Annotated in this window: 25 protein-coding genes; 14 read left to right on the top strand and 11 right to left on the bottom strand. The window is 69.7% G+C overall.

The features are described 5' to 3' along the window. Window position 1: 1 nt before the first annotated feature. The 4 genes from glcE to hyi are packed head-to-tail and all read right to left on the bottom strand — an operon-like array spanning window position 2 to window position 3604. Window positions 2–1066, bottom strand: coding sequence for a glycolate oxidase subunit GlcE (gene glcE / locus ACE3OU_RS14850; protein ID WP_374242330.1), 1065 nt, complete (start codon window positions 1064–1066; stop codon window positions 2–4). Beyond that, window positions 1059–1214 (bottom strand): hypothetical protein, encoded by a 156-nt coding sequence (locus ACE3OU_RS14845; protein WP_374242329.1) that lies wholly within the window; start codon window positions 1212–1214, stop codon window positions 1059–1061. Before ACE3OU_RS14845 ends, glcE begins: the two co-directional genes overlap by 8 nt. Beyond that, window positions 1214–2731 (bottom strand): FAD-linked oxidase C-terminal domain-containing protein, encoded by a 1518-nt coding sequence (locus tag ACE3OU_RS14840; protein WP_374242328.1) that lies wholly within the window; start codon window positions 2729–2731, stop codon window positions 1214–1216. The genes ACE3OU_RS14845 and ACE3OU_RS14840 overlap by 1 nt, the downstream gene beginning before the upstream one ends. 42 nt (window positions 2732–2773) lie before the next feature. After that, window positions 2774–3604 (bottom strand): hydroxypyruvate isomerase, encoded by an 831-nt coding sequence (hyi, locus tag ACE3OU_RS14835; RefSeq protein WP_374242327.1) that lies wholly within the window; start codon window positions 3602–3604, stop codon window positions 2774–2776. 139 nt (window positions 3605–3743) lie between these two features. On the opposite strand from hyi, the gene pcnB reads away from it, so the two are divergent. The 6 genes from pcnB (at window position 3744) to panC (ending at window position 8397) form a co-directional block, all read left to right on the top strand. Beyond that, window positions 3744–5084 (top strand): polynucleotide adenylyltransferase PcnB, encoded by a 1341-nt coding sequence (gene pcnB, locus ACE3OU_RS14830; RefSeq protein ID WP_374242326.1) that lies wholly within the window; start codon window positions 3744–3746, stop codon window positions 5082–5084. Beyond that, on the top strand, window positions 5081–5572 hold the full coding sequence (gene folK / locus ACE3OU_RS14825) for a 2-amino-4-hydroxy-6-hydroxymethyldihydropteridine diphosphokinase (protein WP_374242325.1): 492 nt from the start codon (window positions 5081–5083) through the stop codon (window positions 5570–5572). Before pcnB ends, folK begins: the two co-directional genes overlap by 4 nt. Then, window positions 5572–5913 carry a DMT family protein gene (locus tag ACE3OU_RS14820; protein ID WP_374242324.1) on the top strand — a complete coding sequence of 114 codons (342 nt, stop codon included), beginning with the start codon at window positions 5572–5574 and terminating at the stop codon, window positions 5911–5913. The genes folK and ACE3OU_RS14820 overlap by 1 nt, the downstream gene beginning before the upstream one ends. A gap of 16 nt (window positions 5914–5929) precedes the next feature. Beyond that, window positions 5930–6568 carry a deoxynucleoside kinase gene (locus ACE3OU_RS14815; RefSeq protein ID WP_374242323.1) on the top strand — a complete coding sequence of 213 codons (639 nt, stop codon included), beginning with the start codon at window positions 5930–5932 and terminating at the stop codon, window positions 6566–6568. 174 nt (window positions 6569–6742) lie between these two features. Then, on the top strand, window positions 6743–7561 hold the full coding sequence (panB, locus tag ACE3OU_RS14810) for a 3-methyl-2-oxobutanoate hydroxymethyltransferase (RefSeq protein WP_374242322.1): 819 nt from the start codon (window positions 6743–6745) through the stop codon (window positions 7559–7561). A gap of 8 nt (window positions 7562–7569) precedes the next feature. Then, complete coding sequence (gene panC, locus ACE3OU_RS14805; RefSeq protein WP_374242321.1) at window positions 7570–8397, top strand: pantoate--beta-alanine ligase; 828 nt, start codon at window positions 7570–7572, stop codon at window positions 8395–8397. Window positions 8398–8462: 65 nt separating this feature from the next. On the opposite strand, the gene ACE3OU_RS14800 is transcribed toward panC, so the two are convergent. Both ACE3OU_RS14800 and ACE3OU_RS14795 read right to left on the bottom strand, forming a co-directional pair. Further along, window positions 8463–8942, bottom strand: a complete 480-nt coding sequence (locus ACE3OU_RS14800; RefSeq protein WP_374242320.1) for a hypothetical protein — start codon at window positions 8940–8942, stop codon at window positions 8463–8465. Between the two features lie 165 nt (window positions 8943–9107). Then, entirely contained in the window at window positions 9108–9953 is an 846-nt protein-coding gene (locus tag ACE3OU_RS14795) for a response regulator transcription factor (protein ID WP_374242319.1), read from the bottom strand. Between the two features lie 358 nt (window positions 9954–10311). Between ACE3OU_RS14795 and ACE3OU_RS14790 the strand changes: the two genes are divergently transcribed. Continuing rightward, window positions 10312–10755 carry a CBS domain-containing protein gene (locus ACE3OU_RS14790; RefSeq protein ID WP_374242318.1) on the top strand — a complete coding sequence of 148 codons (444 nt, stop codon included), beginning with the start codon at window positions 10312–10314 and terminating at the stop codon, window positions 10753–10755. 135 nt (window positions 10756–10890) lie between these two features. On the opposite strand, the gene ACE3OU_RS14785 is transcribed toward ACE3OU_RS14790, so the two are convergent. Beyond that, window positions 10891–11244, bottom strand: coding sequence for a hypothetical protein (locus ACE3OU_RS14785; protein WP_374242317.1), 354 nt, complete (start codon window positions 11242–11244; stop codon window positions 10891–10893). Window positions 11245–11319: 75 nt separating this feature from the next. Between ACE3OU_RS14785 and ACE3OU_RS14780 the strand changes: the two genes are divergently transcribed. Further along, a complete protein-coding gene (locus ACE3OU_RS14780) occupies window positions 11320–12012 on the top strand; it encodes a cytochrome b/b6 domain-containing protein (protein ID WP_374242316.1) in 693 nt (230 codons plus the stop codon). A gap of 50 nt (window positions 12013–12062) precedes the next feature. Here the strand turns inward: ACE3OU_RS14780 and ACE3OU_RS14775 are convergent, their stop codons facing one another. Beyond that, complete coding sequence (locus ACE3OU_RS14775; protein WP_374242315.1) at window positions 12063–12530, bottom strand: cytochrome c; 468 nt, start codon at window positions 12528–12530, stop codon at window positions 12063–12065. A gap of 199 nt (window positions 12531–12729) precedes the next feature. Here ACE3OU_RS14775 and ACE3OU_RS14770 point away from each other — a divergent pair, with 199 nt between their 5' ends. After that, a complete protein-coding gene (locus ACE3OU_RS14770) occupies window positions 12730–13527 on the top strand; it encodes a MipA/OmpV family protein (protein WP_374242314.1) in 798 nt (265 codons plus the stop codon). Between the two features lie 37 nt (window positions 13528–13564). On the opposite strand, the gene ACE3OU_RS14765 is transcribed toward ACE3OU_RS14770, so the two are convergent. Then, a complete protein-coding gene (locus tag ACE3OU_RS14765) occupies window positions 13565–14131 on the bottom strand; it encodes a DUF3365 domain-containing protein (RefSeq protein WP_374242313.1) in 567 nt (188 codons plus the stop codon). Between the two features lie 129 nt (window positions 14132–14260). Between ACE3OU_RS14765 and ACE3OU_RS14760 the strand changes: the two genes are divergently transcribed. Beyond that, window positions 14261–14500 (top strand): DUF2789 domain-containing protein, encoded by a 240-nt coding sequence (locus ACE3OU_RS14760; RefSeq protein ID WP_374242312.1) that lies wholly within the window; start codon window positions 14261–14263, stop codon window positions 14498–14500. Window positions 14501–14505: 5 nt separating this feature from the next. On the opposite strand, the gene ACE3OU_RS14755 is transcribed toward ACE3OU_RS14760, so the two are convergent. Next, window positions 14506–15729, bottom strand: coding sequence for an HD-GYP domain-containing protein (locus ACE3OU_RS14755; protein WP_374242311.1), 1224 nt, complete (start codon window positions 15727–15729; stop codon window positions 14506–14508). A 187-nt stretch (window positions 15730–15916) separates the two neighbouring features. Between ACE3OU_RS14755 and ACE3OU_RS14750 the strand changes: the two genes are divergently transcribed. From ACE3OU_RS14750 to ACE3OU_RS14735, 4 genes are read left to right on the top strand one after another with little or no spacing between them, the layout of a single operon-like run. Beyond that, window positions 15917–16741 (top strand): undecaprenyl-diphosphate phosphatase, encoded by an 825-nt coding sequence (locus ACE3OU_RS14750; protein WP_374242310.1) that lies wholly within the window; start codon window positions 15917–15919, stop codon window positions 16739–16741. Next, window positions 16726–17688: an alpha/beta hydrolase family protein gene (locus ACE3OU_RS14745; RefSeq protein WP_374242309.1), complete on the top strand. Its 963-nt coding sequence runs from the start codon at window positions 16726–16728 to the stop codon at window positions 17686–17688. The genes ACE3OU_RS14750 and ACE3OU_RS14745 overlap by 16 nt, the downstream gene beginning before the upstream one ends. After that, window positions 17685–18257 (top strand): YqiA/YcfP family alpha/beta fold hydrolase, encoded by a 573-nt coding sequence (locus ACE3OU_RS14740; protein ID WP_374242308.1) that lies wholly within the window; start codon window positions 17685–17687, stop codon window positions 18255–18257. Before ACE3OU_RS14745 ends, ACE3OU_RS14740 begins: the two co-directional genes overlap by 4 nt. Beyond that, a complete protein-coding gene (locus ACE3OU_RS14735) occupies window positions 18254–19102 on the top strand; it encodes a class I SAM-dependent methyltransferase (RefSeq protein WP_374242307.1) in 849 nt (282 codons plus the stop codon). The genes ACE3OU_RS14740 and ACE3OU_RS14735 overlap by 4 nt, the downstream gene beginning before the upstream one ends. A gap of 177 nt (window positions 19103–19279) precedes the next feature. Here ACE3OU_RS14735 and ACE3OU_RS14730 read toward each other — a convergent pair whose 3' ends face one another. Beyond that, window positions 19280–20725, bottom strand: a complete 1446-nt coding sequence (locus ACE3OU_RS14730; protein ID WP_374242306.1) for a deoxyribodipyrimidine photo-lyase — start codon at window positions 20723–20725, stop codon at window positions 19280–19282. Window positions 20726–20976 lie beyond the last annotated feature (251 nt).

Raw genomic sequence — 20976 nt, 5'->3', positions numbered from 1 at the left:
CTCACAGCCCTCCGTAAAGACGGCCGGGGTTGAACACGCCGGCCGGGTCGAACGCCTGCTTGAGAGTGCGCTGCAGCGCCCACAGGGGCGCCGGGAGCGGATGGAAGACCTCGCCGCTGCGCTCGCCGTGGCGGAACAGGGTGGCGTGGCCGCCGAGGGCCGCGGCGCGGGCGCGGATCGCCTCCGCCGACGCGTCGGCGCGCAGCCAGCGCTGGGCACCGCCCCACTCCACCAGCTGGGTGCCGGGCAGCGCCACCGCCAGCGCGTCGCTGGGCACCGACAGCCGCCACAGGGGCGCCTCGCCGGCGAAGAAGGGGTCGCCGTGGTCCCGCAGGCCGGCCCACAGGGCGTCGGCCTCCGCGTCCGGCAGGTGCTCGCCGCCGAGCCGGCCGAGGGCCGCCTCCACCGCCGCCGCCGCGCCGGAGAGCCGCAGCGTGAGCACGCCGCCCGCCCAGACACTGGCCGAGATCGGCAGCGGCTGGCCCGCCCAGGCATTGAGCCGGTGCAGGGCCGCCGCTTCGTCGAGCGCGAAGCGCAGGCTGGCCTCGGCGGGGGGACGCGGCAGCACCTTGAGCGACACCTCGACGATCAGCCCCAGGGTGCCGAGGCTGCCGGCCAGGGCCCGGGAGACGTCGTAGCCAGCCACGTTCTTCATGACCTCGCCACCGAAACGCAGCAGCTCGCCGCGACCGTCGATGAGGCGGGCGCCGAGCACGAAGTCGCGCACGCCCCCCACCGCCGCCCGCCTCGGCCCCGCGAGGCCCGCCGCCACGCAACCGCCCACCGTGCCGCCGGGCGCGAAGCGCGGCGGCTCGAAGGCGAGCATCTGCCCGTGCGCCGCCAGCAGGGCTTCGAGCTCGGCCAGCGGCGTGCCGGCGCGCACCGTCACCACCAGCTCGGAGGGTTCGTAATTGACGATGCCGCGCCAGGCGCGAGTGTCGAGGGGCACGCCCGCCTCGGCGCGGCCGTAAAAGGCCTTGGTGCCGCCGCCCCGGATGGCGAGGTGGCCGCCGGCCGCCGCGGCGGCCCGCACCTGCTCGCGCCAGGCGTCGATCTGATCATTCACGGGGATCTCCCTCCACTTTGTTGGCGCCCTCGCGCCGGCGCTCGGCGAGCCGCCCCGCGGTGCGCAAGGCCATCCACGAGCCGATCAGGGACAACACCGGCACCGCAATGAACAGGAACTGCAGCCAGCCCTCGGACATCGTTTCCATCAGAAGCGGGGCAGCTCGGGATGGGCTGCCGGATGGGCGCCGCCCATCCGCTCGCGGCCGTATTCGGCGCAGCGGTTGAGGGTCGGGATGGCCTTGCCCGGGTTGAGCAGGCCGGCTGGGTCGAAGGCCGCCTTGACCCGGTGGAAGGCCAGGATCTCGGGCGTCGCAAACTGGCTGCACATCTGGTTGATCTTCTCGATGCCCACGCCGTGTTCGCCGGTGATGGTGCCCCCCAGGGTTACCGACAGCTCGAGGATCTCGGCACCGAAGGCCTCGGCCCGGTGCTGCTCGCCGGGCTGGTTGGCGTCGAAGAGGATCAGCGGGTGCAGGTTGCCGTCGCCCGCGTGGAAGACGTTGATGCAGCGCAGGCCGTGTCTGCGCTCCATCGCCTGGATGGCCTGCAGCATCTCGCCGAGGCGCTTGCGGGGGATGGTGCCGTCCATGCAGTAGTAATCGGGCGAGATCCGCCCGGCCGCCGGAAAGGCCGCCTTGCGCCCGGCCCAGAAGCGCAGGCGCTCGGCCTCGTCGCGGGACACGCGGACCTCGGTGGCGCCGCCGGCTTCGAGCAGCGCCCGCACCCGGGCGATCTCCTCGGCGACCTCCTCGGGCGTGCCGTCGGCCTCGCACAGCAGGATCGCCTGGGCGTCGAGGGGGTAGCCGGCGCGCACGAACTCCTCGACCGCCGCGGTGGCCGGCTGGTCCATCATCTCGAGGCCTGCCGGGATGATGCCGGCGGCGATGATCGCCGCCACCGCGTCACCGGCCTTCACCACGTCGTCGAAGGCCGCCAGCACGCACTGGGCGAGCTGGGGCCTGGGGGTGAGCCGCACGGTGACCTCGGTGACCACCGCCAGCATGCCCTCCGAGCCGGTGACCAGCGGCAGCAGGTCGTAGCCCGGCGCGTCCAGCGCCAGGCTGCCGAACTCCACGATCTCGCCGGCCATCGTCACCCCGCGCACCTTGAGCAGGTTGTGCAGCGTGAGGCCGTACTTGAGGCAATGCACGCCGCCGGAGTTCTCGGCCACGTTGCCCCCTATCGTGCACGCGATCTGCGAAGACGGGTCGGGCGCGTAATACAGCCCGTGGGGCGCCGCGGCCTCGGAGATGGCGAGGTTGCGCACGCCGGGCTGCACCACCGCCCGGCGGGCGTGGGCGTCGATGTGCAGGATCTTCTTGAGGCGCGCCAGCGACAGCACCAGCCCGAAGCGGTGTGGCTGGGCGCCGCCGGAGAGCCCGGTGCCAGCGCCTCGCGCCACCACCGGCACTCCCTGCGCAAAGCAGATCCTGAGGATCTCGACCACCTGGGCCTCGGTCTCGGGCAGCGCCACCAGCAGCGGCAGCTGGCGCAGCGCGGCCATGCCGTCGCATTCGTAGGGGCGCAGGTCTTCCGGGTCGTGGAGCAAGCAGGCGGGCGGCAGCACCCGGGCCAGCGCGGCGAGCAGGCGATGCTTGTCTACCTGGGAAAAATCACGCTCGGCCTGGCCGGGACTACCTGCGTCGGGGGCAATGGCGCGCATCGACCGTCCTCCTGCATGGGTTGGGGAATGGGTGTCCGGAGTCTAGACGCCGGCAGGCAGAGGGGTAAAGCCCCGCCCGGCGTGGTCCGCCTCAACGCCCCGCAGCCAGCCGAACGACGCCTCGCTCGCCGCGCTCGCCGCGCTCGGCACATACTCGGCGCCGATCCAGCCGTCGTAGCCGATGGCCTCCAGATGGCGGAACAGGAAGGGAAAGTTGATCTCGCCGGTGCCCGGTTCGTGGCGCCCCGGGTTGTCGGCCAGCTGGATGTGGCCGATCACCGGCAGATGACGCTCCAGGGTCCGCGCCAGGTCGCCCTCCATCACCTGGGCGTGGTAGAGGTCGTACTGCAGGCGCAGGTTGGGCCGGCCCGCGGCGGCGAGCAGCGCCAGCGCCGGCGCCGTGCGGTCGAGATAGAAACCAGGGGTGTCCCGGCTGTTGAGGGGCTCGGTGAGCACCTCGCGGCCGGCCGGCGCAAGGGCGTCGGCGGCATGGCGCAGGTTGTCCACCAGGGTCGTCGCGATCAGGGTTTCGCTACACGCCGCCGGGCGTCGGCCGGCGAGGCAGTTGAGGCGCGGGCAATCCAGCGCCTCGGCGTAGCGCGCCGCCAGTTCGACCCCGTCGCGGAACTCGGCGATCCGGTCGGGCAGGCAGGCGACGCCCCGCTCGCCGCCCGCCCAGTCGCCCGGCGGAAAGTTGAACAGCACCACCTCGACCCCGGCCCGGCGCGCCGCGTCGCGCACCTCGTCGGCGGGAAAGTCGTACGGAAAGTGAAACTCCACGCCCTTGAAGCCGCAGGCGGCGGCGGCCGCGAAGCGTTCGAGGAAGGGACGGTCGAGGAACAGGAAGGACAGGTTGGCAGAAAAGCGCAGCATCGATGAACCCACCAGAAAAGTTGCAAGCCGAAGACAGGCCCCTGGGCAAACACATCACAAAACCCGCGCGGGCGGGTCAATCCGGGCCTGTCGATGGGTTATCATGCGCGACTTGACAACGAATGACCAAGCCCCACTGATGATCCGCAAACTGCTGCGCCGAGTCTTCCGCCGCGCCGCACCCGCCAACACCCTCCCCGAACCCGCCGTGATCCCCGTGGAGCGCCACGGTGTTCGCCGCGAATCGATCTCCCCCGCCGCCAACAAGGTGTGCGTCGTGCTGCAGGAAGCCGGGCACAAGGCCTACGTGGTCGGCGGCGCCGTCCGCGACATCATCGTCGGCCAGGTGCCCAAGGATTTCGACGTGGCCACCAGCGCCACCCCCGAAGAAGTCCGCGCCCTCTTCCGCCGCTCGCGGATCATCGGCCGGCGCTTCAAGATCGTGCATGTGATGAGCGGCCCCGAGACCATCGAGGTCTCCACCTTCCGCGCCATGCAGGACGCCGAATCCACCGAGACCGACGAGCACGGCCGCGTGCTGCGCGACAACGTGTTCGGCTCGATGGCCGAGGACGCCACCCGCCGCGACTTCACCGTCAACGCGCTGTACTACGACCCCTCCACCGAGACGGTCATCGACTACCACCACGGCGTGGCCGACCTGCAGCAAAAGACGCTGCGCATGATCGGCGACCCCCGCGTGCGCTACCGCGAAGATCCGGTGCGCATGCTGCGCGCCGCGCGCCTCGGCGCCAAGCTGGGCCTCTCCATCGACCCGGCCGCCCGCGCGCCGATCCGCGAGATGGCCGAGCTCCTCGAGAACGTGCCGCCGGCACGGCTCTTCGACGAGATGCTCAAGCTCCTGATGTCGGGCCACGCGGTCAAGTGCCTGCGCCAGCTCCGCGAGGAGGGCCTGCACCACGGCCTGCTGCCGCTGCTCGACGTGATCCTCGAACAGCCGCTGGGCGAGCGCTTCGTGTGGCTGTCCCTCGAGAACACCGACGAGCGCGTGCGCCAGGGCAAGCCGGTGTCGCCGGGCTTCCTGTTCGCCACGCTGCTGTGGCACGAGGTGCTGGCCGACTGGGAGGCCCGCAAGGCCGCCGGCGAGCACGCCCAGCCCGCCCTCTTCGAGGCGATGGACGCGGTCCTCGACAAGCAGTCGGGCAAGCTGGCGATCACCCGCCGCATCGCCGGCGACATCAAGGAGATCTGGGCCCTGCAACCGCGCTTCGAGAAGCGCGCCGGCAAGACGCCCTACCGCCTGCTCGAGCAGCCGCGCTATCGCGCCGGGTGGGATTTCCTGCGCCTGCGCGCCGAATCCGGCGAGCTCCCGATGGAGCTGCCCGACTGGTGGGACGCCTTCGCCGACGCCAACCCCGACGCCCGCGCCGACATGCTGGTGCCCGACCAGGCCGGCCCCGCCAAGAAACGCCGCCGCCGCAGGAAGCCCGCCGGCAGCACGGCACCGGCCGCCGAATGAGCACCACCCGCGCCTACGTGGCGCTGGGCGCCAACCTCGGCGAGCCCGTCGCCCACCTGCGCGCCGCGGTGGCCGACCTCGACGCGCTGCCCGGCACCCGGGTCGTCGCCCGCTCGTCGCTGTACCGCAGCGCTCCGGTGGGCCTTGTCGACCAGCCCGACTTCATCAACGCGGTGGTGGCCGTCGACACCGCCCTCGAAGCCCTGCCGCTGCTGCGCACCCTGCTCGCCATCGAGGCCCGCCACGGCCGCGTGCGCAGCGTGCCCAACGCCCCGCGCACCCTCGACCTCGACCTGCTGCTGCACGGCGAGGCCGTTGTCGGGGGCGCCGAGCTGACCCTGCCCCACCCGCGCATGCACGAGCGGGCCTTCGTGCTGCTGCCGCTCCTCGAGATCGCCCCCCATGTCGACTTGCCGGGCCTCGGCGCGGCCCGCGCCTTCCTGCCGGCGGTGGCCGGCCAGGCCATCGAACGCAGCGAGCCGATGTAATGCCGGTGTGGTTCCAGACGGCCCTGCTGCTGGCCGCCTCCAACGTCTTCATGACCTTCGCCTGGTACGGGCACCTCAAGAACCTCGCCACCGCGCCGTGGTACGTGGCGGCCCTGGTGAGCTGGGGCATCGCCCTCTTCGAGTACCTGCTGCAGGTGCCGGCCAACCGCATCGGCGCCACCGAACTCAACCTCGCCCAGCTCAAGATCATGCAGGAGGCGATCACCCTGACGGTGTTCGTGCCCTTTGCCATTTTCTACATGCAGCAGCCGCTCAAGCTTGACTATCTGTGGGCTGGCCTGTGTATCCTAGGCGCCGTTTACTTCATCTTCCGCGCCTGAAAGGCGGTCAGACCCCATGCTCGAAAAAGCGCGTTACATCGTCGTCGAGGGCCCCATCGGCGCCGGCAAGACGACCCTCGCCAAGCGCCTGGCCGAACGCCTGAATGCCGACGTGCTGCTCGAAAACCCGGCCGCCAATCCCTTCCTCGGGCGCTTCTACCAGAACGCGGAGCGCTGGGGACTGCCGACCCAGATCGCCTTCCTGTTCCAGCGCAGCGAGCAGCTGGTGGACTTCTCCCTGCACCACGACCCGGCCCGCCGGGTGGTGTCGGATTTCCTCCTCGCCAAGGACCCGCTGTTCGCCGAGCTCAACCTCGCCGAAGACGAGCTGCAGCTCTACCGCAAGCTCTACGAGCGCCTCAAGCCCAGCATCCGCAAGCCCGACCTCGTCATCTACCTGCAGGCCCAGCCCGACATCCTGATCGAGCGCGTGCGCCACCGCGGCGTCGAGGCCGAGCGCCGGATGAGCGAGGCCTACCTGCAGCGGGTCGCCGAACACTATGCCAACTTCTTCCACCACTACGATGCGGCCCCGCTCTTCATCGTGAATGCCGAAACCCTCAACCCCGTCGACAAGGACGAGGACTTCGAGCTGCTCTACTCCCGGCTGCACGCCATGCGCAGCTACCGCGAGTTCTTCGGCTACTCGGCCTGAACTCCCACCCCGGCGCGCGCCGGCCAGCGGGGAGGGCCGCTTCGCCCCTCCCGCGCTGTCGCCCCGGTGCAACACTGCCCGGCGCCCGTCGCCCCTCAGCTTGTCTTTGCCCCGTCGCCCTCTTGTGCCCCGCACAGGATTGCGTTTAACTCGCGCCGCGAGGAGGAAACCGCAATGAGCTATCTGCAGGAAAACAGCAAACCCGTCACCCTTTTCGAACTCGGCAAGATGCGCGCCGAGGGCCGCAAGATCGTCATGCTCACCGGCTACGACGCCAGCTTTGCCGCCCTGCTCGAGCGCTGCGGCGTCGACGTGATCCTGGTCGGCGACTCCCTCGGCAACGTGCTGCAGGGCCAGAAGACGACCCTGCCGGTCACCATGGAGCAGATGGCCTACCACACCGAGTGCGTGGCCCGCGGCAGCTCGCGCCCGCTCATCGTCACCGACATGCCCTTCGGCAGCTACGCCGAGAGCCCGTCCCAGGCCATGCGCAACGCCGCCCGCCTGATGGCCGCCGGCGCCCACATGGTCAAGCTCGAAGGCGGCGCCTTCATGGCCGAGACGGTGCGCTTCCTGGTCGAGCGGGGTGTGCCGGTGTGTGCCCACATCGGCCTCACCCCGCAGGCCGTCCACCAGCTCGGCGGCTACCGCGTGCAGGGCCGCAGCGACGAGGGCGCCGCCATCCTCAAGGCCGACGCCCTCGCCCTCGAACAGGCCGGCGCCTCCCTGATGGTGATGGAGATGGTGCCCGCGCCCCTCGCCGCCGAAGTCAGCGCCAGCCTCACCACGATGGCCACCATCGGCATCGGCGCCGGCGTCGACTGCCACGGCCAGGTGCTGGTGCTCCACGACCTCATCGGCGTCTTCCCCGGCAAGCGGCCGCGCTTCGCCAAGAACTTCATGGAAGGCGCGTCGAGCATCGACGACGCCGTCACCCGCTACGTCACCGACGTGCGCGAAAGCCGCTTCCCCGGCCCCGAACACAGCTACTGAACACCGCCATGCAGATCCATCCGACCATCGCCGGCCTGCGCGCCGCCCTCGCCGGCGCCGGGCGCGTCGCCTTCGTCCCCACCATGGGCAACCTCCACGACGGTCACCTCGACCTGATGCGCCAGGCCCGCCAGCACGCCGACGTGGTGGTGGCCAGCATCTTCGTGAACCGTCTGCAGTTCGGCCCCCGCGAAGACTTCGACAAATACCCGCGCACCTTCGAGCAGGACTGCGCCAAGCTCACCGAAGCCGGCGTCGACCACCTCTTCGCCCCCGACGAGCAGGAGATGTACCCCACGCCCCAGCGCTACCACGTGGTCCCGGATGCGGCCCACACCGACATCCTCGAAGGCGCGGTGCGCCCGGGCCATTTCGGCGGCGTGGCCACGGTGGTGCTGAAGCTGTTCAACATCGTCCGGCCCCAGGTGGCGCTGTTCGGCAAGAAGGACTATCAGCAGCTGATGGTGCTCTCCAACATGGTGCGCGAACTGGCGCTGCCCATCGAGATCATCCCCGGCGAGACCATCCGCGCCGACGACGGCCTCGCCCTGTCGTCGCGCAACGGCTACCTGAGTGCCGCCGAGCGCGCCGAGGCGCCCCGCCTCAACCGCCAGCTGGTGTCGATCCGCGAGCGCGTGCGGGCCGGCGAACGCAACTTCCTGCGCCTCGAAACCGAGGCGATGGCCGAACTGGCCGCCCACGGCTGGCATCCGGACTACGTCACCGTGCGCCGCCGCAGCGACCTGCAGCCCCCGGCGGGCGACGACGCGGCGCTGGTCGTGCTGGCAGCCGCCAGGCTCGGCACCACCCGCCTCATCGACAACCTCGAGATCTGACGCCCCCACAAGCAGAACGCCCGCTGACAAGCGGGCGTTCTGCTTTGGCGGAGATCGCCGGGCGGTCAGGCGGTTGGCGTCGGGCGAGGAATCACCAGCGCATCGCCGCCGTCGTCACGCCGCCGGATCTGGCCCAGCCCCTCGGCGATCGCCATGCACTGGCGGATATCCTCGATGAGGTAATTCCCCAGCGCAAGGCACAGCGCCACCTCGCTCACCGCCGGCTCATCGACGCAGGCCGAGCGGATCGCCCGCACCACCTCGCCATACACCGGGTCCCGCGACAGCAGACGGGTGAGGCGCCCATGCAGGTGCCGGGCGATGCGGACGCCGTCCTGATCGGTGTGGATACGCCGGCAGGCCTGCAGGATGGCCTGCCGCGCGTGCCGATGATGGCCGAGCTCCTGTTCATTGGCGATCCGCGCCAGCATGAGCTGCCAGTCGGCGGGAATCCGGTCCTGGGCCCTGGCCCGCGCGCTCCACAGCTCCCAGCCGACGACGCCGAGGGCGAACACGCCGATAACGCTCATCATCAGAGCTTCCATGATTTGACTCCTGAACTGCTTTTCATCTTTGCAGCTTAGGAGCTGGATCGGCCCTCGACCGCCGACTGGATCACGCCCCGCGGCGGATCGCGCCCGCCGGCGCTCAAATCAGGCGGCCGGTGCCAAGCGGATCACGCTCGTACCCAGGATAGGCACTCCGCCCCCTCAGGCCGTCACGCGGTCACACGGCAGCACCGGACTGCGCCCGCCAGGCCGCGCCGGCAGCGCCTCCAGCGCAGCCCCGGGGCACCGGTCGAGCCGGTAACCGCTGCCATACACCGCCACCAGCTCGAAACCGTTGCTGCAATCGAGCTGAAGGTTGCGACGGATCCGGCTGATGTGGGAATCGAGGGTCCGCGACGGCGACACGGTCCGGCGGCGCCAGACCATGTCGAGCAGGTGCCCGCGGGAGATCAGGCGCCCGGCGTTGCTGAACAGGAACAGCGCCAGCCCATGCTCCTTGCGGGTCAGGCCCACCGTCAGCCCATTAAAGTGGACCAGGCGTCCGTAGGGATCGAAACGATAGGGGCCGAACGTCAGGCCTGCAGCCATCGTGTACAGCCGCGAGAAGCGCCGCCGCAGGATCGCCCTCGCGCGGGCCTCGAGCTCCCGGACGCCGACGTCGCTGGCGACGAAATCATCCGCCCCCGCCGCCAAAGCTTCGGCCAGACGTAGCTCGTCACGACCGCAATTGACGAACACGACCGCCCCATCGAAGCGCGGAAAACCCTTGAGCCGCAGCACGAGGCTCCGGCCCCGCAGGCCGAACAGCGTATCGTCGACCAGCAGCACGTCGAAGCTCTCCCGCACCACATCGCGCAGCAACTCGCGCTCCTGGCGATAACGGCACACGACATGCCCGCGGGCCTCCAGTGCCTCGGCCTGCCGGTCCGCCCCGCCGCCCTGCTCACCGAGGACGGCCATGCGCATCGACGAAGCCCCCGGCAGGAAGTCCGGGCGGCCGTCCTCGGGCTCGGGGAGAGCAGAAAATCCCATCAGAATGTCGTGCATGGCAGCGGGCCTCTTCAAAGCAAAATCGCTGAATTCGCCGGTTACCCATCGCGGGGCGACACCCGCGCTGTCAGGACAGATCAATGACCGGAATCAGTCTCATTATCCTGCGGCGCACCAATCAGGCTTGTGCTGGGCACGCCAATTGTTTTGCGGGGGCGAAAGATATGAGAAGAAGATAAACGCCCGAGACGCCGCGACGCGCTCCGGTGCTGCCGGCGGGGGCCCGCCGGGACGGCCGGTTACGCGCCGGGGCCCGTGCTCTTGCCATCCGGCCTCGAAGCGATACACTGCGTCTTGCGGGCGACATGAGCGTCGCCCTGCCGGTCACGACAAACAATAAGGAGGGACAAAGACAATGGCTGTAACGGTCCAGCAAATTCTTGAAGGCAAGAGCGGCTCCACCCACTCGGTGAGCCCTGACACCACCGTGCTGCAAGCCCTCGAGCTCATGGCACAGCACAACATCAGCGCGGTGCTGGTGATGGAGGGGCCGCGCCTGGTGGGCATCTTCACCGAACGCGACTACGCCCGTAAGGTCGTGCTGCGCGGCCTCGCGTCCAAGGACACCCGGGTCGGCGACCTGATGACCCAGAACATCCTCACGATCTCCCCGAGCCACAGCGTGGACGATTGCATGAACATCATGACCAACAACCACGTCCGCCACCTCCCGGTGGTGAGCAGCGGCACGATCGTCGGGATCGTCAGCATCGGCGACGCGGTGAAGTCGGTCATCGAACAGCAGCAGGCCACCATCGACCAGCTGTCCGGCTACATCGCCGGCGGCATGAGCACCTGAAGCCCCCAGAACCGGCACGGTCGGCCCCCGCTGCCGGCACGCCACGCCCGCCGGCGCCCGCCGCAGCGCGTGGCCGGCCGGTGCCTGCAGCGGAGCAGCCCGCGCCGTCGGCCAAGCAGGCGGGCGTCTAACCCGTCAGAACTGGACGCGCCAGCTCACTCCCGACGGCCCGAACATCCAGTAACCGCCTCCGACGCCGGCCACGGCGCCGGCCACGTTCCAGCCCATGTCCCGCCACGAGAACCGGTTGCAGTCCTGCCCGGCATCGTAGAGCTCCTTCGCCACGCCGGGAATCAATGCCAGCCCGACGGCCTCCCAGGGGCTGGTGGTCAGGCGCGAGCCGGCCACGCCGAAGGCGAAGGAGGCACCAAAATGCGCCGCCTTGTCACGTCCCAGCCAGTCGTCACGGCCGCGCTCGCAGGCAGAGGTGGCGCCGGCGGTACCGGCAAGCAGGGTCAGGATCAGGAGTTGCTTCGAAATTGCTGTCATGGGTGGTCGGGGTAGGTTGATTTGATCGGGAGGCATGCCAGAATCAGGGCTGGCCAATGCTCCACGGGTGTATTCATGCAAACCATTCGCGTCTGGGATCTGCCCCTGCGGCTGTTCCACTGGCTGCTCGCCGCCGCCGTGGCGGCCGCGGTCATCACCGGGCAGATCGGCGGCAACCTGATGATCTGGCACGGACGGCTGGGGGTGCTGATCGCCGGGCTCATCGGCTTCCGGCTGGCCTGGGGGCTGGTCGGCTCGACCCACTCCCGCTTTGCCAGCTTCGTGCGCGGCCCGTCCGCCATCGCAGCCTACCTGCGCGGCCAGTGGCATGGCGTGGGCCACAATCCGCTGGGTGCGCTGTCGGTGCTCGGCCTGCTTGCGGTGATCGGGCTGCAGACCGCCGGCGGGCTCTTCGCCAACGATGACATTGCCTTCCAGGGGCCCCTCTACGGGCTCATCGGCAAGGATACCAGCGACTGGCTCACCGGCCTGCACCGGAAGGGCTTCTGGCTGGTGCTGACGCTGGTCGCGCTGCACATCGCGGCGATCGTCTTCTACACCCGGGTGAAGGGCGAACGGCTGGTGGGGCCGATGCTGAGCGGCACCAGGGAAGTCGGTGCCGATCAGGCGGCCAGCGCCCCGACTGGTGGTGGCGCGCTGGCGCTGATCCTCGCGCTCGGGGTGGGCATCGCCAGCGCCTGGGGCGCCAGCGGCGCCTGGGTGCCGCCTCCGCCGCCGCCCGAGCCGGCCGCCGCACCGGCCTGGTAAGCCCCGAAGGCTGCCCATCGGCAGCCTTCGTCGCCTGGGGCCGGAAACGCTCAGTCGTCCTTGCGGAACTTGTCGTGGCAGGCCTTGCAGGTCTCGCCGGTCTTGCCGAACTGGGCCTTGATGGCGGCGATGTCGCCCGTTGCGGCCACCTTCTGCAGCTCGTTGGCTTCCTTGGCGAAAGCCATCGCAACCTTGCGCACCTCGTCCTGCTCCTTGAAGAACTCCGGCTTGACGCGGGTCTTCTGGTTGCCCACGTCCTTGTCGGTACCCGGGCCATACAGGGCGCCCATGCCGGAGTTGGCGGTCGCCGCGATCGAGTTGGCGGCCGCGGCCACCTGGTCCTTGTTGAAGCTGCCCGGGTTGTCGATGACCTGGGCCTTGATCTTGCCCATGTTCCAGGACATGAAGCTGTAGCCGGCCTTGCGGTACTTGATCTGGTCTTCCGGCTTCACCTGGGCGCTGGCGCCCGCGGCGATGCTGAGGGCGACGGCGGCAAACATCAGTTTCTTGATCTGCATTGAAGCACTCCTTTTTGATTGACACGAAACAACCGGACACCGACGACTGCCCGCGGCCGGATACGACACGGCATCGGGGATTATTCCACAAGCAACCGAACCCCCGACACCCGAACGGTGACTGATTCGCCGGCGCTCCGCCGGGAACAAACCGCCCGCTCCACGCCTCTCACTCACCCCGACTCAATCAGGATTATCCATGACCACACACCTGCTCCGGCCTTCCGCCCTCACCCTCGCAGCCAGCCTGTCGCTCCTCGGCACAGCACCCGTCGGCGCCGCGGCCATCGACAAACAGACCGAGACCGCCATCTCCCGCACCGGCAACCTCTACGGCCTCGGCATCGGCGTGCTGCCGGCCACCTCCGGCTCGAACGAGCTCCGCACGATGGTGCAGCCCGTCATCCAGGCCAGCTTCGGCGAGCGCTTCTACATCAACGCGCTGCGGGCCGGCGTCTGGCTGGTGGATTCCGACGACCGCCGGCTGCGCTTCGGCCTCGCCGCGGACGCCCGCTTCGGCTGGGACGCCGACGACAGCACGCGCACGAAGGGCATGCACGACCGGGATTTCTCGGTGGACGTGGGCCCGGTCCTGCGCTGGCAGACCGACTACGGCACCCTGAACGCCCAGTGGGGCTTCGACTCGGGCGGTGCCTCCAAGGGCCAGAGCGTGCAGGTGCAGTTCGTGCGTGCGCTGATCCGCGGGCCCGGGCTGCGCCTGAACGGCCTCGTCGGCCTCACCTGGAACGACCGCCGGATGAACGACTACTACTTCGGCGTCTCGCCCACCGAGGTCGCCCCGGGGCGCCCGGCCTACCGGGCCGGCTCCGGCACCCAGTGGCAGGCCGGCATCAACGGCGCCTGGCCTGCCGGCCAGCGCGGCTCGGTGCTGTTCGGGCTGATGGCGACCCGCCTCGGCGACGCCCAGGCCGGCAGCCCGATCGTCGAGACGCGCCTCCAGCCGCTCGCCTACCTGGGCTACGGCTGGACCTTCTGAGCCCCGCGGGCGCCTCTGCGCGGCGAGGCGCGGCAGATCACAGCGGCCGCTTCACCGTGAGCGCGCCGCGGATCTGCCCCTTCTCGTAGCCGAAGGCGCTGTCGTGGGGATAGCTCTTGGCGAGCTGGGCCTTGAGGCCGGCGTCGAGTTTGTCGGCCGGGCCGTGGCACTTGAGGCACACGTCGCCCACCGGGATGGCGCGGATGTAGCGATACACCTGCTTGCCGTTCTCGGTGACGACCTCCCCAGTCTCCAGCGTCTCGATCTTCTCGCCGTTGGCGGCGCGGATGTTGAAGTCGGCCAACTGCCGCGCCTCCCACACGTCCGGCGTGCCGCGCTCGGGGTTGCGGGTCTTGAGGCTGACCCGGCGCATCTCCCAGCCGGTCTTGGCGGCCTGCTCCCTGAGGAGCTCGGGGGCCTTCTCCTTGCACACCGGGATCGCCTCGACCGGGCCCTTGGCGGCGACGGTCTCCTGCATCATGCCGACCACCTTGGGCAGCACCGGCAGGGCGTTCTTGCGGGTATCGGCCTTGAGGGCGTCGAGATCCTGGGCGTGGGCGGCACCGGCGACGAGGGCGGCGGTGATCAGGGCGATGCGGAACATGGCAGACCTTCCTTTAGGGTAAATAAGGTTGGTCTAATATACATCAGCAAGCCAGACTGGCCAATGACGATGGAACCGATCCCGTCCCCGGGCAGCCAAACTTCGGCCGACAACCCGCAGGAGAATGCCATGGAATCCCAGATCCACACCCTCGCCAACCTGTTCGCGCAGCTCGGCCTGCCCAACGAACCCGCAGCCATCGACGCCTTCATCAGCACCCACGCGCCGCTGCCCGACGCGGTGCCGCTGGCCGACGCCGCGTTCTGGACGCCGGCCCAGGCGGCCTTCCTGAGGGCCGAGATCGCCGAGGACGCCGACTGGAGTGCGGTGGTGGACAGCCTCAACCTGCAGCTGCGCCGCCGGCGCTGACGGGCCTACTCCGCCAGCAGGAAGCGCTGGGGGTTCACTCCCCACTTCTCGGGCACCTCCGCCGACACGATGCGGTCGCCGCCGCCGTGGCCGAGCTTGCGGCTCAGGTCGACGAGCTCGGGCTTGATGTAGCCGTTGGCCTTGGTGCTGAAGAAGACCCGCAGCCGCGGGGTGAGCAGGTTGGCTTCGTTCTGCTCCGTCACCACACCCAGGCGGCCGGATTCGAGGCGCACCAGGCTCCCCACCGGGTAGATGCCCACGCAGCGCATGAAGGCCTGGAGCAGCTTCTGGTCGAAGTGGGCGCTGCTCCACTCCCACATCTTGCGCAGGGCCTCGGCGGCGGGCATGCCCTTGTGGTAGCAGCGGTCGGCGGTGATGGCGTCGTACACGTCGACGATGGCCGCCATGCGCGCCATCGGCGAGATCGCGTCACCCGCCAGGCGGTCCGGATAGCCGCTGCCATCGAGGCGCTCGTGGTGATGGCGGGTGATGTCCAGCGGCACCGGCCCGATCCCCGGCGTCTCGAGCAGCACCGCATGGCCGTCGCCCGGATGGCGCTTGATGAGCTCGAACTCCGCGTCGGTCAGGCGGCCGGGCTTGTTGAGCACCTCATCGGGCACCTTCATCTTGCCGAGGTCGTGGAGCAGGCCGCCGATGCCACCCTGGCGCAGGTCTTCGCCGGCCAGCCCGAGTGAGCGCCCGAAGGCGATCATCAGGGTGCACACGCTCACCGAGTGCAGGAAGGTGTAGTCGTCCTTGTTCTTGATGCCGACGAGGCCCAGCAGCGCGCCGCTGTTGCGCAGCACCGAGCCGGTGATCGCCTCCACCACCGGCTCGGCGTCCTCGAGGGACACCGCCTTGCCGAGGCGCACATCCCCCATCATCGAACGCACAACCTTGTGGGCCTGCTCGTGGATCTTCCTGGCGCGGTCCATCTCCTCGCGCACCGACACACGCACCACCGGCTCTTCCGGCTGGCCCATCGCGGCGACGATCTCCCGCTCGACCTGGGCCTGGACCTCCTCGGCCGCCACCGCGTCCACGTCGTCCAGCCCGCGATCGGTGTCGATGTACACATGCTGGATGCCGGATTCGACGATGCGGCGCAGATCGGCCTCGCCGTTCAGCTTGAACCGGGCCCTCCAGAACGGGTGGGACATCCAGTCACCACAGAATTCATTGATGAACATACCCGGCCGAAGCCGGGACACGGGGATCTTCTTGAGCATCTTGGGGGGCCTGCACGGACGTTTCGAATTGTCGATTTACATAACGGCAGCCGCGTACCCGACTTGATATCCCGCGTGACCACCGGAATGTGAAGGATTCACGCCCCGGGGGACGCGCCTCGAACGAGCCTGTAAATATACGGGCGCTATAATGTGGGCTTCTTTTGCAATGCATAATCAATCATTCATGGACATCATCCTGCTTCTCAAGGCGCTGATCCTGGGCGTGGTCGAAGGCCTCACCGAGTTCCTGCCGATCTCCAGCACCGGCCACCTGATCCTCGCCGGCGACCTGCTGAACTTCAATGACGACCGCGGCAAGCTGTTCGAGATCGTCATCCAGTCCGGCGCGATCCTCGCCGTGGTGTGGGAATACCGCGCGCGCCTCGCCCGCACCTTTGCCGGCCTCGGCCGCGACCGCGAGGCCAACCGGCTGGTCCTCAACCTGTTCATCGCCTTCCTGCCGCTGGCGGTGCTCGGCCTCGCCTTCGGCAAGGCCATCAAGGCCCACCTGTTCGCGCCGATCCCGGTGGCCACCGCCTTCATCCTCGGGGCCTTCGTGATCCTGTGGGCCGAACGCAAGAACCACCGGGTGCGCATCCACAGCGTCGACGAGATGCGCCCCCTCGACGCCGTGAAGATGGGCATCGCCCAGGCCTTCGCGCTGATCCCCGGCACCTCCCGCTCGGGCTCGACGATCATCGGCGGCATGCTCTTCGGCCTGTCCCGCCAGGCCGCCACCGAATTCTCGTTCTTCCTGGCGATCCCCACCCTCGGCGTCGCCACCGTGTATCAGGTCTACAAGGAACGCGCCCTCCTCAGCGCCGACGACCTGGGCATGTGGATCGTCGGCTTCATCTCGGCCTTCGTCTCCGCCTTCCTGTGCGTGCGCTGGCTGCTGCGCTACATCTCCAGCCACGACTTCGTGCCCTTCGCCTGGTATCGCATCGCCTTCGGCATCGTCGTGCTCGCCACCTGGCACTTCGGCCTCGTCGAATGGACGGCCCACTGAGCCTCATCCCCGATGGCGGCCTGCCCGACCCGGGCGCCGCCGGCCCGTGGCGGGTGAGCACCCGCCACGGCGAGCTGAGCGACCCCGACCGGGCGCGCACCCTGCCCTTCAAGCTGTATCTCCCCGACGCGCCCCGGCCGGGTGGCCTGATCCTCTTCTCCCACGGCCTCGGCGGCACCCGCGAGGGCGGCGCCCTGTGGCTGCGGCACTGGGCCAGCCATGGCTTCGCGGCACTGGCCGTGCAGCACCCGGGCTCCGACGCGAGTGTGCTCGGCGCCGGCTCGCCCCTCGGCCTGCGCCGCGCCCTCAAGGCGGCCATGAACCCCGCCGAGCTGGCCCGCCGCGCCGACGACATCCGCTACGTGCTGGGCCGCCTGGGCCACGACCCGCAGTTGCCCCACGCCGGCCTCCCGATCGGCCTGGCCGGCCACTCCTTCGGCGCGGTCACGGTGCAGCTGCTGGCCGGCGAACGCCGCGCCGGCCATCCGGCCACGCCCCCCGACCCACGCCTGCGCGCCACGCTGGCCCTGAGCCCATCGGCCCGTCAGCCCGACGCCCCGCCGGGCCTCGCCCAGCGCTTCGCCCACCTGCGGCTGCCCTTCATGGGCCTCACCGGCAGCCGGGACGACGGCATGGGCCTCTCCGACATCAGCGCCGCCAACCGCGAGCTGCCCTACCGCCACGCCCCGGCCGGCATCGACGGGCCCGACAAATACCTGCTCGTCTTCGCCGGCGGCAACCACCTCGACTTTGCCGGCCAGGCCAGCGACGCCGAGGGGAGCCTGTTCGCCATACGCCGCGAGCCGGCGGTTTTCCGCGACAATCTGCTCGCCGCCAGCACCGCCTTCTGGCAGGCCCACCTGGGCCTCGACGGGCGGGCCCGCCGCTGGCTCGCCACCGACCTCCCCGGCCGCCTGCGGCCGACCGACCGCTTCGAGTTCAAATGATCATCTACCTCCACGGCTTCCGCTCCGGCCCCCAATCCTGGAAATCCCGGGCGCTCAAGGCGCGCATGGACGCCCTCGGCATCGGCGATGCGTTCTGGTGCGAGCAGCTGCCCGTGCCGGCCGCCGAGGCCATCGCCCTCATCGAGGCGCAGATCGCCCGCTGCGCCACGCCGCCCACCCTGGTCGGCAGCTCCCTGGGCGGCTACTACGCCACCTGGCTCGCCGAACGCCACGGCCTCCAGGCGGTGCTGGTGAACCCCGGCGTGCTCGCCCCGCTCACCCTGTCCGACTACCTGGGCCCCCAGACCCACATGTACACCGGCGAGCCCTTCGAATTCACCACCGCCCACATCGAAGCCCTCCGCGCCCTCGACGTGCCCGCCATTACCCGCCCCGAGCGCTACTGGCTGCTGGTCGAGACCGGCGACGAGGTGCTCGACTACCGCGCCGCCGTCGCCCACTACCCCGGCGCGCGGCAGACCGTGCTCGAAGGCGGCGACCACAGCTTCACCCGCTGGGGCGACTACCTCGACCCGATCCTCCAATTTGCCGGATTGCTGCCCCGATGACGACAACGCCTCCCCCCGGTTTCGACGAAGGCCGCTTCAAGGCCCTCGAACGCAACGGCTTCAACCGCATCGCCGCCCGCTACGCCGACGGCGCCTGGCTACGCGCCAGCCTGCAGGCCGCGCTGCTGGACGCCGCTGCCCTCGCCCCCGGCGAGCACGTGCTCGACCTGGCCGCCGGCCCCGGCCTGCTGGCGCGGGACGCCGCCCGCCAGGTGCTGCCCGGCGGCTGGGTGCTCGCCAGCGACATCGCCGAGGGCATGCTCGCCGAGGGCCAGCGCCGGGCAGCGACCGAGGGGCTGCCCGATCTGCTGGCCGCCGCCTGCGACGCCGAGCACCTGGCGTTTGGCGACGGCTGCTTCGACGCCGCACTGATCGGCCTCGGGCTGTTCATCTTCCCGCAGCCGGCGCGGGCCCTCGCCGAGGTCCGGCGGGTGCTGCGCCCGGGCGGTCGGGTCGCCCTGTCGGTGTGGGGGCAACGGGAGCGGGTTCCGCTGATCTCCCGCGCCCAGGACTGCATCGCCCGCCTGCTGCCGGCCCCCAAGGTGCCGCGCCCGTCGGTGTTCCGGCTGGGCGAGGCGGAGGCGCTCACGGCGCTGCTCCACGCCGCCGGCTTCGGCGCGGTGGAGATCACGCCCCATGTCTTCAGCTGCCGCTTCGACAGCGCCGACGCCTACTGGCAGGCCTTCCTCGACCTCGCCGGCGGCGCGGCCGAAGCCCTCGCGCGGCTTCCGGAAACCACCCAGGCCCAGCTGCGTGCCGCCGTCGCCGACGACATCGAGGCCCACCGCGACGACCAGGGCTTCTGCTTCGAGAGCACCGTGCTGATCGCCAGCGCCCAACGCTGAGCCCGGCCCGGCAGGCGGCGCGCGGGCTTCGACACGCCGCAGGTCGAGTTCGACCTTGCGAGCGTGACCCTCGAGGCTCCGCACATCGCTCTCGACCTTCCGACGGTCGAGTTCGAGCCTCCGAGGGTCAAGCTCGACCTTTCGAGCCTCGATCACGAGGCTCCGGACATCCACCGCTCACTCCTCCGCGGCGTCGCCCGCGGCCTCCCCCTTCAGCACGCCGAAGCGCGCCAGCGTGCGCTCCCGCGCCTTGGCGTGGTCCACCACCGGCACCGGGTAATCCACGCCGATCACGCAGCCGGCCAGCTTCTGGTCGATGGGCGGCAGGGTCCACGGCGCGTGGATGTACTTGTCGGGCACCCTGGCCAGCTCGGGCAGGTAGCGGCGGATGAAGGCACCCTCCGGGTCGAACTTCTCGGACTGGGTCACCGGGTTGAAGATGCGGAACCATGGCTGGGCGTCGCAACCCGTCGACGCGGCCCACTGCCAGCCACCGTTGTTGGCGGCCAGGTCGAAGTCGTTGAGGTGGTCGGCGAAGTATTTTTCGCCCCACCGCCAGTCGATGCCCAGGTCCTTGGTCAGAAAAGACGCGACGATCATCCGCAGGCGGTTGTGCATGTAGCCGCTGTGGTTGATCTGGCGCATCGCCGCATCCACGATGGGGTAGCCGGTGCGGCCCTCGCACCACGCGGCAAACAGCTCCGGCGCGTCGTCCCAGGCGATGCGGTCGAACTCCGGGCGGAAGCTGCCGCCCACCACCCGCGGGTTGTGCCACAGGATCTGGAAGTAAAAGTCCCGCCAGATCAGCTCGGAGAGCCAGGTCTCGGCGCCCTCGCCGCCGCGGGCATGGGCCGCCGCGGCCAGCTCTCGGATCGACACGGTGCCGAAGCGCAGATGCACCGACAGGTAGGAGACGCCCTTGCGGGCCGGGAAATCCCGCCCGCGCTTGTAGCGGTCGATGCGCTTCATGAAATCATCCACCAGCCGGCGCCCGCCGCTCATCCCGCAGGCGATGCCCAGCTCGCCCAGGTTGGTCGGCGCGAAGCCGATGTCGGCGAGGCTGGGCACCCGCTCGTCCGGCCCCGGTGTGGCGAGGGAGGCGGCGTATTTGTCGACCGGATAGGGCTTCAGGTGGAAGGGCGTCAGCGCCGCCAGCCAGGCCCGCTTGTAGGGCGTGAACACCGAGAACGGCGTGGCGCTCTTGGTGAGCACCTCGCTCTTCTCGAAGACCACCTGATCCTTGCTGTCGTTGAAGGCGATGCCCAGCACCCGCAGGCGCTCGGCCACGTCGGCGTCGCGGGCGATGGCCTGGGGCTCGTAGTCGCGGTTGGCGAACACCTCATCCACCTGCAGCGCGGCGGCGAGGGCCGGGATCTCCTCCCGCGCCGGGCCGTGGCGCACGATCAGGCCACCGCCGCGGGCCCGCAGCGCGGCGTCGAGCTCGACCACGCTGGCGTGGATGAACTCCACCCGCCGGTCGGCGCGGCCCGGCAGCGCATCGAGGATCTCGGAATCGAAGACAAAGACGCAGAACACGCGCCGGTGGGATTTCAGCGCGTGGTAGAGCGCCGCATGATCGAAGTCGCGCAGATCGCGACGGAACCAGACGAGGGCAGAAGACATGGTGGCAGACGGAAACGGCAGGATTCAAACGGACGCAAGCATGCCCGAAATTTGCCGCTACAATCGAGAGCCTGCCGGCTTAAAATAAGGCTATGTCACCGTTGCCTGTGGAACCGTACCCCCAGCAATCTGTCTGAATATACAGTTTTGCTGCAATCAGGAGGGTGGCGATGAAACCGCTTGATTTCAAACATATCCTGCAATCGCTGGTGCATCTGTCGCATTGGCAGCGCGACCGGCTTGTTCAGGTG

Source organism: Zoogloea sp. (assembly GCF_041908905.1).
GTDB lineage: Bacteria > Pseudomonadota > Gammaproteobacteria > Burkholderiales > Rhodocyclaceae > Zoogloea.
Note: the sequence above shows the minus strand (reverse complement) of the source record. Positions and strands in the feature narration are given on the sequence as shown.

Excerpts from the sequence above, each read along its gene's own strand:
- ACE3OU_RS14745 (WP_374242309.1), top strand. The coding sequence starts at position 16,726 with ATGGACGGCCCACTGAGCCTCATCCCCGATGGCGGCCTGCCCGACCCG.
- ACE3OU_RS14800 (WP_374242320.1), bottom strand. The coding sequence starts at position 8,942 with ATGGAAGCTCTGATGATGAGCGTTATCGGCGTGTTCGCCCTCGGCGTC.
- ACE3OU_RS14760 (WP_374242312.1), top strand. The coding sequence starts at position 14,261 with ATGGAATCCCAGATCCACACCCTCGCCAACCTGTTCGCGCAGCTCGGC.
- ACE3OU_RS14765 (WP_374242313.1), bottom strand. The coding sequence starts at position 14,131 with ATGTTCCGCATCGCCCTGATCACCGCCGCCCTCGTCGCCGGTGCCGCC.
- ACE3OU_RS14780 (WP_374242316.1), top strand. The coding sequence starts at position 11,320 with ATGCAAACCATTCGCGTCTGGGATCTGCCCCTGCGGCTGTTCCACTGG.
- ACE3OU_RS14750 (WP_374242310.1), top strand. The coding sequence starts at position 15,917 with ATGGACATCATCCTGCTTCTCAAGGCGCTGATCCTGGGCGTGGTCGAA.
- ACE3OU_RS14770 (WP_374242314.1), top strand. The coding sequence starts at position 12,730 with ATGACCACACACCTGCTCCGGCCTTCCGCCCTCACCCTCGCAGCCAGC.
- ACE3OU_RS14740 (WP_374242308.1), top strand. The coding sequence starts at position 17,685 with ATGATCATCTACCTCCACGGCTTCCGCTCCGGCCCCCAATCCTGGAAA.
- ACE3OU_RS14730 (WP_374242306.1), bottom strand. The coding sequence starts at position 20,725 with ATGTCTTCTGCCCTCGTCTGGTTCCGTCGCGATCTGCGCGACTTCGAT.
- panB (WP_374242322.1), top strand. The coding sequence starts at position 6,743 with ATGAGCTATCTGCAGGAAAACAGCAAACCCGTCACCCTTTTCGAACTC.
- ACE3OU_RS14790 (WP_374242318.1), top strand. The coding sequence starts at position 10,312 with ATGGCTGTAACGGTCCAGCAAATTCTTGAAGGCAAGAGCGGCTCCACC.
- ACE3OU_RS14755 (WP_374242311.1), bottom strand. The coding sequence starts at position 15,729 with ATGCTCAAGAAGATCCCCGTGTCCCGGCTTCGGCCGGGTATGTTCATC.
- ACE3OU_RS14795 (WP_374242319.1), bottom strand. The coding sequence starts at position 9,953 with ATGCACGACATTCTGATGGGATTTTCTGCTCTCCCCGAGCCCGAGGAC.
- folK (WP_374242325.1), top strand. The coding sequence starts at position 5,081 with ATGAGCACCACCCGCGCCTACGTGGCGCTGGGCGCCAACCTCGGCGAG.
- ACE3OU_RS14775 (WP_374242315.1), bottom strand. The coding sequence starts at position 12,530 with ATGCAGATCAAGAAACTGATGTTTGCCGCCGTCGCCCTCAGCATCGCC.
- ACE3OU_RS14815 (WP_374242323.1), top strand. The coding sequence starts at position 5,930 with ATGCTCGAAAAAGCGCGTTACATCGTCGTCGAGGGCCCCATCGGCGCC.
- ACE3OU_RS14785 (WP_374242317.1), bottom strand. The coding sequence starts at position 11,244 with ATGACAGCAATTTCGAAGCAACTCCTGATCCTGACCCTGCTTGCCGGT.
- hyi (WP_374242327.1), bottom strand. The coding sequence starts at position 3,604 with ATGCTGCGCTTTTCTGCCAACCTGTCCTTCCTGTTCCTCGACCGTCCC.
- ACE3OU_RS14735 (WP_374242307.1), top strand. The coding sequence starts at position 18,254 with ATGACGACAACGCCTCCCCCCGGTTTCGACGAAGGCCGCTTCAAGGCC.
- ACE3OU_RS14820 (WP_374242324.1), top strand. The coding sequence starts at position 5,572 with ATGCCGGTGTGGTTCCAGACGGCCCTGCTGCTGGCCGCCTCCAACGTC.
- panC (WP_374242321.1), top strand. The coding sequence starts at position 7,570 with ATGCAGATCCATCCGACCATCGCCGGCCTGCGCGCCGCCCTCGCCGGC.
- ACE3OU_RS14840 (WP_374242328.1), bottom strand. The coding sequence starts at position 2,731 with ATGCGCGCCATTGCCCCCGACGCAGGTAGTCCCGGCCAGGCCGAGCGT.
- pcnB (WP_374242326.1), top strand. The coding sequence starts at position 3,744 with ATGATCCGCAAACTGCTGCGCCGAGTCTTCCGCCGCGCCGCACCCGCC.
- ACE3OU_RS14845 (WP_374242329.1), bottom strand. The coding sequence starts at position 1,214 with ATGGAAACGATGTCCGAGGGCTGGCTGCAGTTCCTGTTCATTGCGGTG.